The sequence below is a fragment of the Acidiplasma sp. MBA-1 genome, assembly GCF_000949015.1.
Classification (GTDB): domain Archaea; phylum Thermoplasmatota; class Thermoplasmata; order Thermoplasmatales; family Thermoplasmataceae; genus Acidiplasma; species Acidiplasma aeolicum.
The window spans coordinates 35,388-49,800 of record NZ_JYHS01000002.1 but is presented as its reverse complement, the minus strand read 5'-3'; the positions used below and the strand labels follow the sequence as shown (position 1 = coordinate 49,800).

At 32.9% G+C, this 14,413-nt stretch carries 16 protein-coding genes and 1 tRNA gene; 7 read left to right on the top strand and 10 right to left on the bottom strand.

What is annotated here, in order from left to right; genetic code table 11:
• Window positions 1–52 precede the first annotated feature (52 nt).
• Entirely contained in the window at window positions 53–835 is a 783-nt protein-coding gene (locus tag TZ01_RS03425) for a pyridoxal-phosphate dependent enzyme (protein WP_052656729.1), read from the bottom strand.
• Window positions 836–924: 89 nt separating this feature from the next.
• Between TZ01_RS03425 and TZ01_RS03420 the strand changes: the two genes are divergently transcribed.
• The gene (locus tag TZ01_RS03420; protein WP_048101428.1) at window positions 925–1,410 is read left to right on the top strand and encodes a hypothetical protein; all 486 of its coding nucleotides are present in this window, start codon (window positions 925–927) and stop codon (window positions 1,408–1,410) included.
• Between the two features lie 13 nt (window positions 1,411–1,423).
• Here TZ01_RS03420 and TZ01_RS03415 read toward each other — a convergent pair whose 3' ends face one another.
• Together TZ01_RS03415 and TZ01_RS03410 are read right to left on the bottom strand one after the other, a co-directional pair.
• Window positions 1,424–1,921 (bottom strand): TIGR00725 family protein, encoded by a 498-nt coding sequence (locus tag TZ01_RS03415; RefSeq protein WP_048101427.1) that lies wholly within the window; start codon window positions 1,919–1,921, stop codon window positions 1,424–1,426.
• Window positions 1,922–1,949: 28 nt separating this feature from the next.
• Complete coding sequence (locus tag TZ01_RS03410) at window positions 1,950–2,258, bottom strand: NfeD family protein (RefSeq protein WP_048101426.1); 309 nt, start codon at window positions 2,256–2,258, stop codon at window positions 1,950–1,952.
• A 71-nt stretch (window positions 2,259–2,329) separates the two neighbouring features.
• Between TZ01_RS03410 and TZ01_RS03405 the strand changes: the two genes are divergently transcribed.
• A complete protein-coding gene (locus TZ01_RS03405) occupies window positions 2,330–2,986 on the top strand; it encodes a uracil-DNA glycosylase (protein ID WP_048101425.1) in 657 nt (218 codons plus the stop codon).
• On the opposite strand, the gene TZ01_RS03400 is transcribed toward TZ01_RS03405, so the two are convergent.
• The 3 genes from TZ01_RS03400 to TZ01_RS03390 form a co-directional block, all read right to left on the bottom strand.
• On the bottom strand, window positions 2,987–3,319 hold the full coding sequence (locus TZ01_RS03400) for a hypothetical protein (RefSeq protein WP_048101424.1): 333 nt from the start codon (window positions 3,317–3,319) through the stop codon (window positions 2,987–2,989).
• Window positions 3,320–4,075: 756 nt separating this feature from the next.
• Window positions 4,076–4,231: a hypothetical protein gene (locus tag TZ01_RS09715; protein WP_197065852.1), complete on the bottom strand. Its 156-nt coding sequence runs from the start codon at window positions 4,229–4,231 to the stop codon at window positions 4,076–4,078.
• Between the two features lie 63 nt (window positions 4,232–4,294).
• Window positions 4,295–4,531 (bottom strand): hypothetical protein, encoded by a 237-nt coding sequence (locus TZ01_RS03390; RefSeq protein WP_048101423.1) that lies wholly within the window; start codon window positions 4,529–4,531, stop codon window positions 4,295–4,297.
• Between the two features lie 540 nt (window positions 4,532–5,071).
• Between TZ01_RS03390 and TZ01_RS03385 the strand changes: the two genes are divergently transcribed.
• Both TZ01_RS03385 and TZ01_RS03380 read left to right on the top strand, forming a co-directional pair.
• Window positions 5,072–5,950 (top strand): pirin family protein, encoded by an 879-nt coding sequence (locus TZ01_RS03385; RefSeq protein ID WP_048101422.1) that lies wholly within the window; start codon window positions 5,072–5,074, stop codon window positions 5,948–5,950.
• Window positions 5,951–6,073: 123 nt separating this feature from the next.
• Window positions 6,074–7,510 carry an MFS transporter gene (locus tag TZ01_RS03380; RefSeq protein WP_048101421.1) on the top strand — a complete coding sequence of 479 codons (1,437 nt, stop codon included), beginning with the start codon at window positions 6,074–6,076 and terminating at the stop codon, window positions 7,508–7,510.
• Between the two features lie 91 nt (window positions 7,511–7,601).
• Here TZ01_RS03380 and TZ01_RS03375 read toward each other — a convergent pair whose 3' ends face one another.
• Window positions 7,602–9,608 carry an ATPase/DNA packaging protein gene (locus TZ01_RS03375; RefSeq protein WP_048101420.1) on the bottom strand — a complete coding sequence of 669 codons (2,007 nt, stop codon included), beginning with the start codon at window positions 9,606–9,608 and terminating at the stop codon, window positions 7,602–7,604.
• A gap of 213 nt (window positions 9,609–9,821) precedes the next feature.
• Here TZ01_RS03375 and TZ01_RS09165 point away from each other — a divergent pair, with 213 nt between their 5' ends.
• Window positions 9,822–10,298 carry a pyrimidine dimer DNA glycosylase/endonuclease V gene (locus TZ01_RS09165; protein ID WP_052656728.1) on the top strand — a complete coding sequence of 159 codons (477 nt, stop codon included), beginning with the start codon at window positions 9,822–9,824 and terminating at the stop codon, window positions 10,296–10,298.
• Between the two features lie 55 nt (window positions 10,299–10,353).
• On the opposite strand, the gene TZ01_RS03365 is transcribed toward TZ01_RS09165, so the two are convergent.
• A tRNA-Met gene (locus TZ01_RS03365) sits at window positions 10,354–10,441 on the bottom strand.
• Between the two features lie 9 nt (window positions 10,442–10,450).
• A complete protein-coding gene (locus TZ01_RS03360) occupies window positions 10,451–11,083 on the bottom strand; it encodes a 30S ribosomal protein S3ae (RefSeq protein ID WP_048101419.1) in 633 nt (210 codons plus the stop codon).
• Between the two features lie 238 nt (window positions 11,084–11,321).
• On the opposite strand from TZ01_RS03360, the gene TZ01_RS03355 reads away from it, so the two are divergent.
• Window positions 11,322–11,717 (top strand): metal-dependent transcriptional regulator, encoded by a 396-nt coding sequence (locus tag TZ01_RS03355; RefSeq protein ID WP_048101418.1) that lies wholly within the window; start codon window positions 11,322–11,324, stop codon window positions 11,715–11,717.
• Here the strand turns inward: TZ01_RS03355 and TZ01_RS03350 are convergent.
• A complete protein-coding gene (locus TZ01_RS03350) occupies window positions 11,714–12,286 on the bottom strand; it encodes a 2,3-diphosphoglycerate-dependent phosphoglycerate mutase (RefSeq protein ID WP_048101417.1) in 573 nt (190 codons plus the stop codon). The genes TZ01_RS03355 and TZ01_RS03350 overlap by 4 nt on opposite strands.
• Window positions 12,287–12,477: 191 nt before the next feature.
• Between TZ01_RS03350 and TZ01_RS03345 the strand changes: the two genes are divergently transcribed.
• Complete coding sequence (locus TZ01_RS03345; protein ID WP_082180444.1) at window positions 12,478–14,397, top strand: thioredoxin domain-containing protein; 1,920 nt, start codon at window positions 12,478–12,480, stop codon at window positions 14,395–14,397.
• The last annotated feature ends 16 nt before the right edge of the window (window positions 14,398–14,413 follow it).

Genomic DNA, 14,413 nt, shown 5'->3' with positions numbered 1-14,413 from the left:
TACAACATTTTTATCAGGAAACATATCGCTTAATTCTTTTGAAACATAATAATTAGCACCCGATGAGGGGCCTACAAAATAAACGCTGTTTATCCATAAGTTCCCTAACACCATAATATGCATATTTTTCATTTAATTCTTTAACATCATCAATATATTTCATATATTTATCAAGTATCCACTTATTATTTGAAATAAACGGATTCCTGAGGCCAAAAATATGCGATCCGGAATCAGGAATTATTCCTACTGTTTTTGTATTTCCATTCTCCTTCAAATATCTTGAAATTCCTGTAATGGTACCGCCTGTGCCAATTCCAGCAACCAGAAAATCAACGTTAATTATTTCATTTTTAATTTCTGGTGCTGTTGTGTAATAATGTGCATCTGAATTAAGGTCATTTCCGTGCTGGTTTAACCTAAAGTATCTTCCGGGATCGGATTCAACGATTGATCTGGCATATTCAATGGAGGCCTCTGTGCTGTTTCCCTTTGTAAGTATCAAATCTGATCCAAGAGATTTTAAATAATCTTTTGTACCATTACTAGCACCCTCCGGTATTATTATTTTACTCTTAAGCCCAAATAAATTTGATATACCTGCCACTGCTATTCCTGTATTTCCAGATGAGGCCTCAACAATAATTGTATCCCTATTTATTATGCCGGTTTTTAGTGCATAATCTATCATAAAAAATGCTGCCCTTGATTTAATTGATCCGAATTTATTGCAAAATTCGGCCTTTGCGTATAAATTATCATCCAGCTTTATAAGTGGTGTGTTGCCTATGCCAAAACTGTACATTTCACTGGCAATATCATTTTCAATAGACATAAACATGGATATATTTTTAATTAATTAATATTTGCAAATTAAAGAATAATATACAAAACATTTAATAATTAAAAAATCATGATTAATAAATGACTGACAATAATGAGAACACAGAAAATGAAATAAAGGCTGAAAATATTTCAAGTGACGAGAATGTTGAATCAACTCAGGTTATAAATGAAAAACCTAAGGGAAATAATAAAGCTCTTTTTTATATAGAACTTGGAATACTGCTGGTTGCCATTATTTTAATAGGAATTGCATCCCTCCAGTTTGATAAGATAGGCCATGTAAAAATTAATGGATTTACAGAGGTGGCATTTCCACTGGGATTAATATTTATAGCATTTCCAAGCCTGTTTTATTTCGAAAAATTAAGGCATAAGAACCCGGCAATTGTCATATTAATAATATTTTTAATAGGAATAATATTAATATACGTTCTTCTGGGTCCATATAAAATGTTCACTGTGCATCTCAGGCTCCTTGGTGCTGTAATGGCAGAGTATATCATTGGATTCTTTATGCTAATGCATCACATATCATATGAGAGAAAACATATAATAAAAGAATAATTGTCTTTATATTTTATTTTTCACCAAATTTTGAGGTGTATTTCCCAGCCTCGTCCATGGCCCTTTCGACAGCCTCCTCTGGTGTTTTAACTCTTATTAATTTTCCATCCCCCTCTTTTACATCAATGTTTAAATTTCCTATTGATATCACACTTTTTCCCTCGGTTAATGCAAATGCCGCCTCGGAGGTTGTCCCTGATTTTCCGTCGATTGCAATTAATGCATCACTTGCCCTTATAATGAGAAAGTTCCTTAAATAGCCTATTCCGGTAGGTATAACCAGTGAAAGATACTTATTTCCACCATTTTTTGTATATTCCGGCATAAAGCCTGCAACAAACCCACCGGCATCATAAACACCATGCGATGCGCACTCCATAACGCCTGTTTTTCCGCCGCAGAACACTGCGCATCCATTTTTGGAAAGTAAATATCCAACCTTATAGGCAATGTTACAGTAAAATTCATCAGCTGTGCTTCCGCCAATAATTCCAATGTTATATTTGAACATGGTCAAAAATTTGTAACAATTATAAAAATTATTGTATTTTTGTAATATAAACCGTTAAATTTTTTATGGCCTTTACATATGCCATTTCACCCTTTTTAAATGTATCCTCGGGATTAACAGGAACGGCACGCCAGATCTGCGAATCTATGCTAATTTCATATGTATTATTTTTGAGAACATTTTTTATTTCACCGGTTTTGCCGATTAGTGCATCCGGCCCTGTGGCTATTGGCCTTCTGAATGGGTGCCTCAACCAGAATCTTGAAAACCATGCCCCTATAAAGAAGAAAATTACTGCAACCAAAAATATTGTTATATAATATTCCTGTGAATTCATAAACATTTAAATGAATTGCTTTATATTAATATTATGTAAATGTTTTAGTGCAATGCTGGAATTATAAAAGAATGAATCTTAATGAAGAAATAATCAATTGCAGAAAATGCCCAAGGCTTGTGGAATACAGGACGACGCGGGAGATACCAAGAAGGTATTCTGGAGAAATTTACTGGAGCAGGCCCGTTACAGGTTATGGGGACATTCACGGTAAACTGCTCGTGATTGGTCTTGCACCGGCATTTAACGGTGGTAATAGAACAGGCAGGATCTTTACAGGTGATAAAAGCTCCGATTTTTTGATATCGGCACTTTACGAGGCAGGTTTTACAAATATCCCAACATCAACATCCAGGGATGATGGACTAACATACAATGATATGTATATAACACTTGCATTAAAATGTGCGCCACCGGATAACATACCATTAAAGGATGAGCTTATAAATTGCCAGCCGTTTCTTATAAGAGAAATACAAATGATGGATAAGCTTAGGGCTGTTCTGGTTCTTGGTAAAATAGCCTTTGATTCCTATTTAAGGATACTATCAGAAAAGGGAATAAACATTAAAAATGTTAAATTTGGAAATGAACTTTATTATGATATCAATGGAATCAGACTTTACTGCTCATACCATCCAAGCCCAAGAAATGTTAATACCGGGTCATTAAAAAGGGAGAACTTTATAAAATTTTTAAGGGAAATAAAAAAATACATAAATTCCTGATCATTCCTTTTTATGGTAAAACCATTTATTATTTTCTAAATGAAAATATGCACCATTTCTTAAATAAATTCTGTCTATTTTTTCCTCACTTTCTATAACATCATGATAGCATATTCTGCTTCTTCTTACCACCTTTCTGATGCAATCATTCCTTCCACCACATTTATTCAATGCCTTTCTAAGGTTTATTATATTATCCTTTTCGTTTTTTAATTTCTGCTTTTCCTTGGTTATATACCCGGGCTCAAAGCGCTCCCTTGAGGAATGCTTTCTTTTTCTTACATAAACTGCCCTTCTGGGTATAAAAACGCCCTTTCTTGGAGTTACAGCCATTGCATATATTAGTTAAATATTATATTTAAAAATTTTTAATCAATGTCCTTTTAAATTATAATTCCGGAGGATATGAATTATTTATGAATTTCAATGTTTAATGATATTATAATCAATAATGTTAAACATTAGAGTGTCTAAAGGCTATTTAAACTTTAAATATAAGAACATCCAGCATTGAAGCTGAATATTTAAATCTTTAATGGCATATTAATGTATGCATACTCTTATACTGAATACCACAAAAAATTTGGAAAATTAGGATAAATAATGGAAATAATAGGTCGTATATATTATGGCCTTTTTTGATGTTAAAAAAATTAATAAATATTTATCATCAGTATTTTATTGCATATATGTTGATATTTGGTTCTGGTATTCTATAAAGCTTGATACAATAATGCATTAACATGATATGGGTTTACCAGTTTTGATAACTATATCTTTTTTTATTTGTACAAATTATTGTTAAAAAATGTGCGTTATCAAAGACGTAATTATGTATTATATGTTTTTTTAATTATACATATTTTTTTATTTGTAACATTCAGTTATGGAAAATGATTCAATACCGATGGATATGGCTACCTTCTTCAATGGGAATATTATTTTATTGTTTTAAACCATATTGTTGATAATATTAATCCTCTAAATTTATTCTTTTAATATCCATTTTGTCATATACGTGGTCAGAACTAATTATTTCTCCATTGCAATAGGCTGAATGGAATGCATCGGAAAAATTAACCCCACTTTTTATATACTCTGCGGCCAAAATATACATACTGTTATTTTCATGGCAGATGGCCATAACGTCTTTTTTAATTTCAATAAATCCAGATCATATTTTTTGGCAAGCAGCATTAATTCAATATATGTTACCTCTGAGGTTTCAATTTTATGGTTTTTCATAATCTTAACTGCATTTTCCTTTAACCAATCAGAATTTTTAAAATTGCCAGAAAAAAGTCGGTATCAGCGTATGTCATTATAAGCCTCCTCATTTATATCATTTTTTAATTTTTTGATCGGTATATCCCTTAACCTTTCTCCAAGCCTTATGAGGTCCTCTATTGGATTTTCAGGAATATCATAAGGTATAATTTTGTCCCTGTATGGAACTATAAAAAATTTTGTTCCATAGTTTTCTCTTATTTCTTTGGGAATGTATATTTTACCATTTTTTTCCATTCCTATTATTGAATTTACCATAAGACTGTATTATATAATTAAATATTAAGTTATTAATAAATAATCAATTTTAAAATTTTTTGAGAATCCATAGGGGATGGATTCCTGAAACAAGATCAAATTAATTATTTTTAGAACAAACATTATGTATACAGTATTTATGAAGAAATTGTAACCTAGAATTATTGATAGTAGATTGAAAATGAACATAATAACTGGCATTGGGATAATGAAGGATATTCATATATTTATTCACCCAGATGTTAAATACAAATAACATTTTCCATGCTTGTTTGGATAATTAATTAAGAACAATATGCAATGTAAAAAATGTACGATGAGATGCAATTATTGAAGTTTTAACAGTGGTATAACATCTAGGCAACTCCAAGTATAAGGGGTGCAAAAGGCCAGGAGAATAATTAAAATTGCCAGTTATTAAAAGTTGAGACACCAATATCAAAAATTCTGTTAAATAATCAATGTTGAAGATATACAAATATTTATTTGATATAAATTCGTATAGAAAAAGTATTAAAATAATGAAAATATGTTAATAACATGTACAAAATTGCTGAATATATGTTTGAGGGTATGGAAACCCGGGATGGTGCAGGCGTTAAATTAAGGCGCATATTCGGGTCACAGCAAACAGTAAAATTAACCGATCCATTCCTGCTTCTTGATGCATTTGGTTCAAAAAATCCTGATGATTACCTTGCTGGTTTTCCATGGCACCCACACCGTGGAATAGAAACCGTTACCTATGCACTTAAGGGTAAGGTATATCACCGGGACAGTGAGGACAACTCCGGAACAATATATCCTGGTGATGTTCAGTGGATGACAGCCGGGAGCGGCATCTTCCATGAGGAAATGCCAAAATATATGGAGGATAATGCGGGAAAGATTCTGGATACAGAGCTTGCAGGATTTCAGCTTTGGATAAACCTGCCGGCATCACAGAAGATGTCAACTCCTGTATACAGATCCCTAAAATCAAATGAAATCCCTGAAATTTCAGGAGACGGCATACGTGTTAGGGTTATTGCCGGCAAATACATGAAAGTTCAGGGTATTTATTCTGGTGGAACTCAAGACATATCATATTTCCATATATCCATGGATCCTGAGGCACAGATAAAATACATATCGGCTGAGAATTACCGCGTTATTATATATATTATAAGCGGCAGCATTAAAATTTCTGGAAATACATTCATGGCAGGCAATGCAGTATCATTTTCACTTTCAGGTGATGAGATAGATGTTTATACGGATGTTTCATCTGAAATTTTATTAATGTCTGGCAGGCCATTAAATGAACCTGTTTACTGGTATGGCCCGATTGTCATGAACACACGTGAACAGATTGAGGAGGCCATAAACGATATAAATAATAATAAGTTTGTAAGGGAAAAACATCCAGTAATAGACTAATTAAATCAATTTCATAAATAACTTTTTGACAGAAATTTTATAAATAAATAATTTATTATGATAAGTAATTTTGGGATTTAAAAATCCCGCTGCAGTGACCCGACTGCGTGAAGTGGAATAATTATGGAATCAAATGGTGAGAAAATAAAAACATATGTACTAATAAGTGTTTTTATAGGCACACTGATGTCCGCAGTAGATACCACAATAGTCCTGCTTGCACTGCCAACAATGACGGTTGATTTGAAGGCACCGTTTCTTTCAACGATATGGGTCATATTAATTTATCTTCTGGTGCTTGCAGCATTTACAACACAGCTTGGTAAAATTGGCGATATTTATGGCAGGGGAAAAATATACAACATTGGATTTCTCATATTTATACTAGGCTCGGGTATGGCCGGTGCGGCACCCAATGTCACATTTTTAATTTCATCAAGGGTAATACAGGGTTTTGGCGCCGTTATTCTTCAGGCAAACAGCAATGCAATTATTGCCGATTACTTTACACAGGGTACCCGCGGCAGGGCTTTCGGAATAACAAGCATGGGCTGGAATATAGGCGGAGTTCTGGGGATTGTCCTTGGCGGGGTCATAACAACGTTTATAGGCTGGAGATATATATTTTATATTAATGTTCCAATTGGCATAATTGGATGGTTAATTGCCGCAAAATACATAGAAGACAATAAAAAAATAAGCACAAAAATAGATGTGCCCGGTGTTATTATACTTGTTTCTATTCTATCTCTAATATCATATGGTTCTGTTGAGATCGCATCCGTTGGTGTAAACACAGTTAATATTATACTGGTTTTGGCAGGCATATTACTTATAGCACCATTCATAGCGGTAGAGGCAAGGTCCAAAAATCCATTGATGCAGCTAAAAGTATTTAGGATAAAAAAACTTTCATATTCATTAATGGCCGCAACCTTTCAGGCCATAGGATTTTTGGCCGTTCTTTTTATATTAATAATGTATCTTCAGGGTGTCAGGGGCTTCTCACCATTTTATGCATCGCTTATACTGGTTCCCGGATATTTATTATCAAGCGTTCTGGCACCAAGAATGGGAAGGCTATCCGACAGAATTCCCCCGGGTATTCTTTCAGGCACAGGCATTGCCATGATGGCCGTGGGTATAATAATATACCTGTTCCTTGGTGTATCCTCACCAATTTATATTGTTATAGCAGGTTCCCTTGTTACTGGCTTTGGGGGATCAATGTTCTGGCCATCAAATACAAGTGCGGTTATGTCAAACACACCAAGGGAATTTTATGGTTCAATTTCTGGTCTTTTAAGAACACTATCAAACATTGGCACATTGTTAAGCTATGTTATTGCAATAACTGTTGCAGCCGCCACAGTACCAAGAGATGTTACCTTTGAGGTTTTTCTGGGCATTGGCAGGCTCAACGGTGGGCTATCTGCAAAGTTTATTACCGGTCTCCACTCAGCATTAATTGTCTCCTTCATTATACTGGTACTTGGATGCATTTTCTCATATATAACCGTGTTACATGGCAGTAATAAAACTGTTGAAGAAACAGCATAAAATATTACATTGAAATAACATCTTTTTTAAATACCTGCATAAATATTTGTTTAAAAAAATCATTAACATAAATCATGTTTTTCATGCAAAACTAAATGATCCTTAAGCGGTATAAGGTGTCGTTTCCATAATAATAGCATTCAGAATATCCCAAACCGGTACCTCCGGGCAGGTTTTCAGTTTTAATTTCTATGTTTAGGATTTTATTCAAATTTTTTGACTCCTTCTGCCGGAATAAAAATACATGGCTTGAATTCTTAAAAATTGAATGTGATCTGATATTCATAAAAAAATCATCTATATTCTGTGTTATATTTATAATGGATGTCCCATAATGCCTGGAATTTCGTATAAAATTGTCTATGGTTTCAGCCGTTTCTGGATTGCCAAGAAGCAGGTGGCTTTCATCTATTACAACAAGCTTATGTCCATTATATGACCTTGCCATATTATTTATCTGTGCAAGTATAAAAATAAAATTAAGCATTTTTAAATCCTCCCTATCAAGGGAGTACCTAAATATTATTCTTTTATTATTTGCATTCACAGGAATTTTAATGTAATTGTTAATGTAATAATTTAATGATGATGAATGGTTACTTCCTGAATAATATTTATTAATGTCGGTTAAGATTTTTTTAATATCATTTCCGGGTTTTATATTATTTAGTGTATTTAATATATCAAGATATTTTACATCCCTTAATATTGTGCTTATAAACAGTGCAAGTATGGATTTTTCCTCATAGTTATCAACACTGAAATTTAAGTATTCACCGCTGGATGAGTTAATAATAAGGCCATCATCATACTCATTTAGGGGGTCTATGATAAATGCCATTTCATAGTATTCATGGAGGGATTTAAGAATTTTTTTGGTGAAAAAGGTCTTGCCAGAACCTGTTTCTCCAGTTATTATCATATTATATGACTGGTAATTAAACGGGTTAAAGTAAAATTTTTTATTATTTATGGAATTTATTGCAATTGCAGGGCATGATTTCTCATATTCAGAAAATGAGAGAGGCACCATACTGGAAAAACATTTTGACCCTATCAAATATTTATATCCATTTACATATAATTTTCTGAGGTTATAATTCCTGTATTTTAAATGATCTGAAATCTTGAATTCCAGCCCCATTGATTTTAGATGCTTAACGGTATTATCGGTGTTATTTTTCAGGTCAACCGGGTGTTCCGATTCTATTATTAAGGTCATATACATATCAAAAATTTTTTTAGAATCCTGCATATTTTTAATTGAATTTATCTGGTCCTTAATATTTACAGTCCTTGTGGATTTATTTCTGAATTCTGAAATTCTTTCGGCAAGCATCCTTTTTAATCTCACATCCTTATTTTTTATCGATTTTAGATTCAATACCGCTATGCAGGGGAAACTAAAACTATCAATAAGGAGGTTATATAGAAAATCCTGATCATAATTCGCATCATGTAGATCAAGAAGTGAGGCAAAATAATCATTGGTTTTTAAGAACGATTTAAAAAACCTTTCAGTTGTCAAAAATAAAATCCTGCTAATTTCTTCATGGTTATAAACCTGATTTTTAATTATTAATTTATTCTTTAATATAAACTCAGAATCATTTTTAATAATATCAATAATCCCTGATGAAATTATTAAAAAGGTTTTATAAAAATATGACCCATCTGCATATTTAACAGGCCTGGATATTATTGTTAATTCGGAATCAATATTCTCTATAAGTCCCTGAAATGATCCCATTATCCTGTTTTTATTTAAATTCATATAATAATTTCCGGTGTTTAATTCAAATGCTGAAATAAATTCTTTATCATTTAAAAAAATCCCATCATCATTTGTTTGATTAATACTGCTGGTTTTATAATTGATACTCTCTCTAAACGAATTATAAAATACCCAAATGTCTGTTTTATGGCCAAGAAAAATATACAGGTATATTATCAGAAAAATAAAAGGTATGTATATATTTATTTTAATTAAAACCGCGAATAAAGTAATTCCTATTATAATTACTAAAAAATTTTTGATAGAGATTCCAAAAACATACGGGGTATAATTATATGTATTTACAGGTATTTTAATTAACATCACCCTTACTTAATTTAACAGTATTTATATGCAAGGTAAGGCATGCTTAAACAATATTTAAGTCTTGAGTGGTATAATTAACCTAAAACCTGTTTAAGCCTTAAGAGTTTAATTCCCTGCCTAATTATTTATTAAATTGCGGATTATATAATATATGAGTTTATCAGGATTTTTTTAATAAATATTTTTAATATATGTGGCATAAAGATTTTAATGAGAATGTGGATGGTTAATCCAAAATATATGTGCAGCAGCCATCTGCTGGGAGAGCATAATGAAATACATATGGCCGTTGGATATTTAAGGGAAGGAAATCATTTGGGAAGGTACGCATCTGAAAAGCTCATACAGGTTAATACAATGTTATCAAGGCATAATCAACTTGTGGAGGAGATGCTATCACGCGGGTATAAACATAATAGCCCTCTAATTTTTGACCCCACGGAGATTGCAGGCCATTTATTTGAATGGGAACTGTCAGTGGTAATTGACCCAAAATATTCACTAAATATTCTAATGGGGCGCTGCAGTGGCTGCCGTGAGAGGTATCTGCAAAACATTGGTAGAATAGATCTTAGGGAAAAATGGGAGTATGCCATTCATAAGCAGCCAAATATTAATAACTCATCTGAAAAACCCAAAAGATATCAGGTGGAAAATGCCATGCAGCTTTTGGATGATATTCTTTAGGCAGTCCTTAAACAAAACATTAATTGTAAAAATTAACAATTAAATATTGCTGGTATGCCGGGATCGGGGATTGAACCCGAGGCCTTCGGATATCTCAGCATATGCTTATGAGTCCGACGCTCTGCCAACTGAGCCATCCCGGCATCTTTTTTTTAATTCTCCACTTCCTGCTCAACAGGTGTTTCATTTAAAACGGTCTGTTCAGATTTGCCCTCAACCTCTGAGCGGCGTATTTCTATTTTTTTAATTGGATATATATCCTTTAATGCATCACTTATATCATTGTATATATCATCGCCGATTAAGTAGAGTGCAAGCTCGGAAAGTTTCATATTTGCAGCCCTGTCACTAATGTATGATACAACTGTGGCCCTAACCTCGGCCCTTTTTGTTCCGGTTAACTTATTATCTGCAACAAGAACTATCTTTACAACGATTTTATACAAATCCTTTGTTGTTACTGCTGTTATAATATCTATTCTTTCCCTTCTTCTCCTTACCATCCTCCTTATTGCATCGTCGCTTACTTTGTGTCCTATGAATACTGTTGAGCATTTTTTACCAATACAGTTATCTATCTTGAAAAGCACCATGGATGATGATTTCTTAAAATTTCCAGTAAATTCTGATACAGGAACGGCCACAGTTCTATTTATTATATATCTTGGATCAGAACCGGGCGTTAATGCAATTTCCTTCTCACCAAAATATGAAGGTGCAACTACCGTATACCATGATTTTTCCTTCCATTTATCCTTTGTGTTAACCTTTCTTTTATCAACCATTTAATCCCCCGTTCACATTCACATTTGAATTTGATTATCCTATAGTGAAATACCTTATTGTTTATAAATTTATAATGTTTTCGTAAAAAGAAATGTAATTAATTATTTGTTTGAAAATATTGGTCTAAACAAAGAGGTGTTCATAAGGCATTAAGAAATCTAAATTACTGGGGAATTTCGGTTATGAAGCATACCCATAAAAAAGAAATATTTAAATATTTTAGCATAATACTAATTTATGGATATAACAAAAAAGGAAAGGGATTGTATTGTAGTTATTCACGATAATAGCAAACCTTTACCCTTAAGGCTTTCTGATGTGGCAGGTCTGATGAATATAAAACCACCCACAGCACATGAATTAATTAACAGGTTATTATCCAAAAACATAATTAAAAAGGAAAGGGGAATGATAACACTTACAGACTATGGGAATGAGATTTATAGTGAGATAATGATGGCCCATAGAACCCTTGAAATAATTTTAACAAGAAGCGGTGTTAACAGTGATAAGGCCTGCACACAGGTTGAAAAGGTAGATTATCTAATGGACACATCATCAATAGAAAAACTGCTTCAGACAATAGGGAATCCTGATAAATGCCCCCATGGAAAGCCGGTCCATGCAGTTTAAGATTTAAATATTTTTTTTATTCTGTCTGTAATAAGCAATGACCCTATTGAAAGGGGCTTTTTTCTTTTAACGTCTATAAATGACATGGATGCATATCTTATATCAATGCCAAAACTCTCCTCCTCATTAAGGTCAAGGTAATAACATATGGCGCATCTTATGGGAAATGCATGGCTGACTATTATGTACCTTCCATCATAGGAATTAATAAGGTCTATCATCCTTTCCATTTGGGACTGGAAGGACTCCATCCCAAGCTCCTCCCTTTTTTTATTTGGTATCTCTATTATCCTTTTTCCATCATAAACACCAAAATCCGATTCTATTGCCCTGTTATCAACAGTAATATCAAGGTTAACATAGGATGCCAGTATTTTTGATGTCTGAACCGCCCTCAGAACCGGACTTGATATTATACCTGTAAATTTCAAATTTTTAAGCTGCTCACCGGTGAATCGCGCCATTTCCTCCCCGGTCTCAGTTAACCCATATTTATTAAGGTCCCTTGAGAGTATGCCGGTTCTATTCGTATAGCTTTCGCCGTGCCTGATTAAAACAGCATAATCCATCCATGGAATATATATAATTAGTTTATAGTTTTTATTAAATTTTTTAAATATATGAAAATTTAATAATTATGATTTTTAAAAGCAAAAATTTTTGCATTCTTTTAAAATCCTGTTAAATTCATATTAATTATATAAAATGGTTAGCAGAATTTAAAACAATATATTTGTATATATAATTTTGATAAGCACGCATGAACCATTTAAAAAATGAAAAGAGCCCATATTTACTTGAACATGCCAATAATCCTGTTGACTGGTATCCATGGTCTGATGAGGCATTTAACCTTGCAAAGAGCCTTGATAAACCTGTTTTCCTGAGCATAGGTTATTCCACATGCCACTGGTGCCATGTAATGGATATGGAAAGTTTTAGTGATAATGATGTTGCGGCAAAAATGAACTCAACATTTGTATGCATAAAGGTTGACAGGGAGGAACGGCCTGACATAGATTCTTTATACATGACAATGAGCCAGATTCTTACAGGCCAGGGAGGATGGCCGTTAAATATGATACTTACCCCTGATAAAAAACCAATATTCGCATTCACATATATACCAAAAACATCCAGAAATAACATGCCGGGCCTTATTGAGATATGCGATAGTGTAATGGAACTCTGGCAGCACAGAAGGTCTGAACTTTTAAAAAATGCTGATTCCGTAATAGGGGCAATTGAAAATTATGAAAACAGTGAAAATAAAAGCAATGATTATGATATAAAATCCCTAATTGAAAATGCATATAAATCACTTTCAAAAAATTTTGATTCCGAGTCAGGCGGCTTTGGGTCAAGCCCAAAGTTTCCATCATTCCAGAATCTAATATTTTTAATGCAGTACTATAAAAAATATCATAATGAAAATGCTTTAAATATGGTTGAAAAAACATTAAGAAATATGCGCCTTGGAGGTATTTACGATCAAATAGGTGGTGGCTTTCACAGGTACTCAACAGACTCAATATGGAGAATACCGCATTTCGAAAAGATGGCATATGACCAGGCCCTTGCAATTTCAGCATACAGCTTTGCCTACTCTTTAACAAAAAGGGATCTTTATAAAAACACCGTTGATGAAATTTTTAATTTTGTTAAATCTGATATGTTTAATGGTGCATTTCTTACCGCAATTGATGCGGATTCAGAGAATGAGGAGGGTAAATATTATCTATGGGATTACACAGAACTAAAAAATCTGGTTGATGAGGATTTTATGAAAACAGTTGATGTTTTACCGCAGGGTAATTTTTATGACGCCTATTCAAGACCAACAGGAAAAAATATCATTTACATTCCACAGAATTTGAATGACGATGAAATTTTTAATAAAAAGTTTAGAGAAAATATATTAAGGCTCCACCAGGCCAGGGATAAAAGGATAAAACCAAATACCGATGACAAGATATTATCCGATATAAATGGCATGATGATAGAGGCACTTTCAAAGGCATATATTGTTTTTAAAAAACCTGAATATCTGGATCTTGCTGAAAATGCTGCAGATTTCATCATCTCAAAAATGTATAAAGATGGTGTGCTTATGCACAGATACCGTCAGGGGGAATCTGAGATCCCGGGATTTCTTGATGATTACGCGTTCTTTGCCTCGGGCCTGCTATACCTCTATGAGGCAACATTTAATGATATTTACCTTAATTATGCAGATGATCTCATAAAAACAATGATAGGTAAATACCATGATAAATCATCAGGAGGTTTTTACTCATACCTGACAGATCTGCCGGTCAGGTTAAGGGAAAGCAATGATAATGCAATTCCATCAGGCTTTTCAGCAGCATTAAATGATATTATCATTGAATCATATATTCATGATGAATACAATGAAATTATTGATAACAGCATAAGGTCTGTTGCATCCAGTATTAAAAGGAATCCTGTATTTTTTACAGGTTCATTAAATGCATTGTTTAAAAGAATAAATATGTATAAGATAGAAACAACCAATGAATCTGCAATAAATTCTATATTAAAATACTATCCATGGAACTACTTTATTTTAAAAAAAGGTGATAATAAAATAAATGTATGCGATGAAAACAAATGCTATAATATAGATGAATCAATGATACCAAAATTGATTAATGCTTAAATACACCTATGCAATA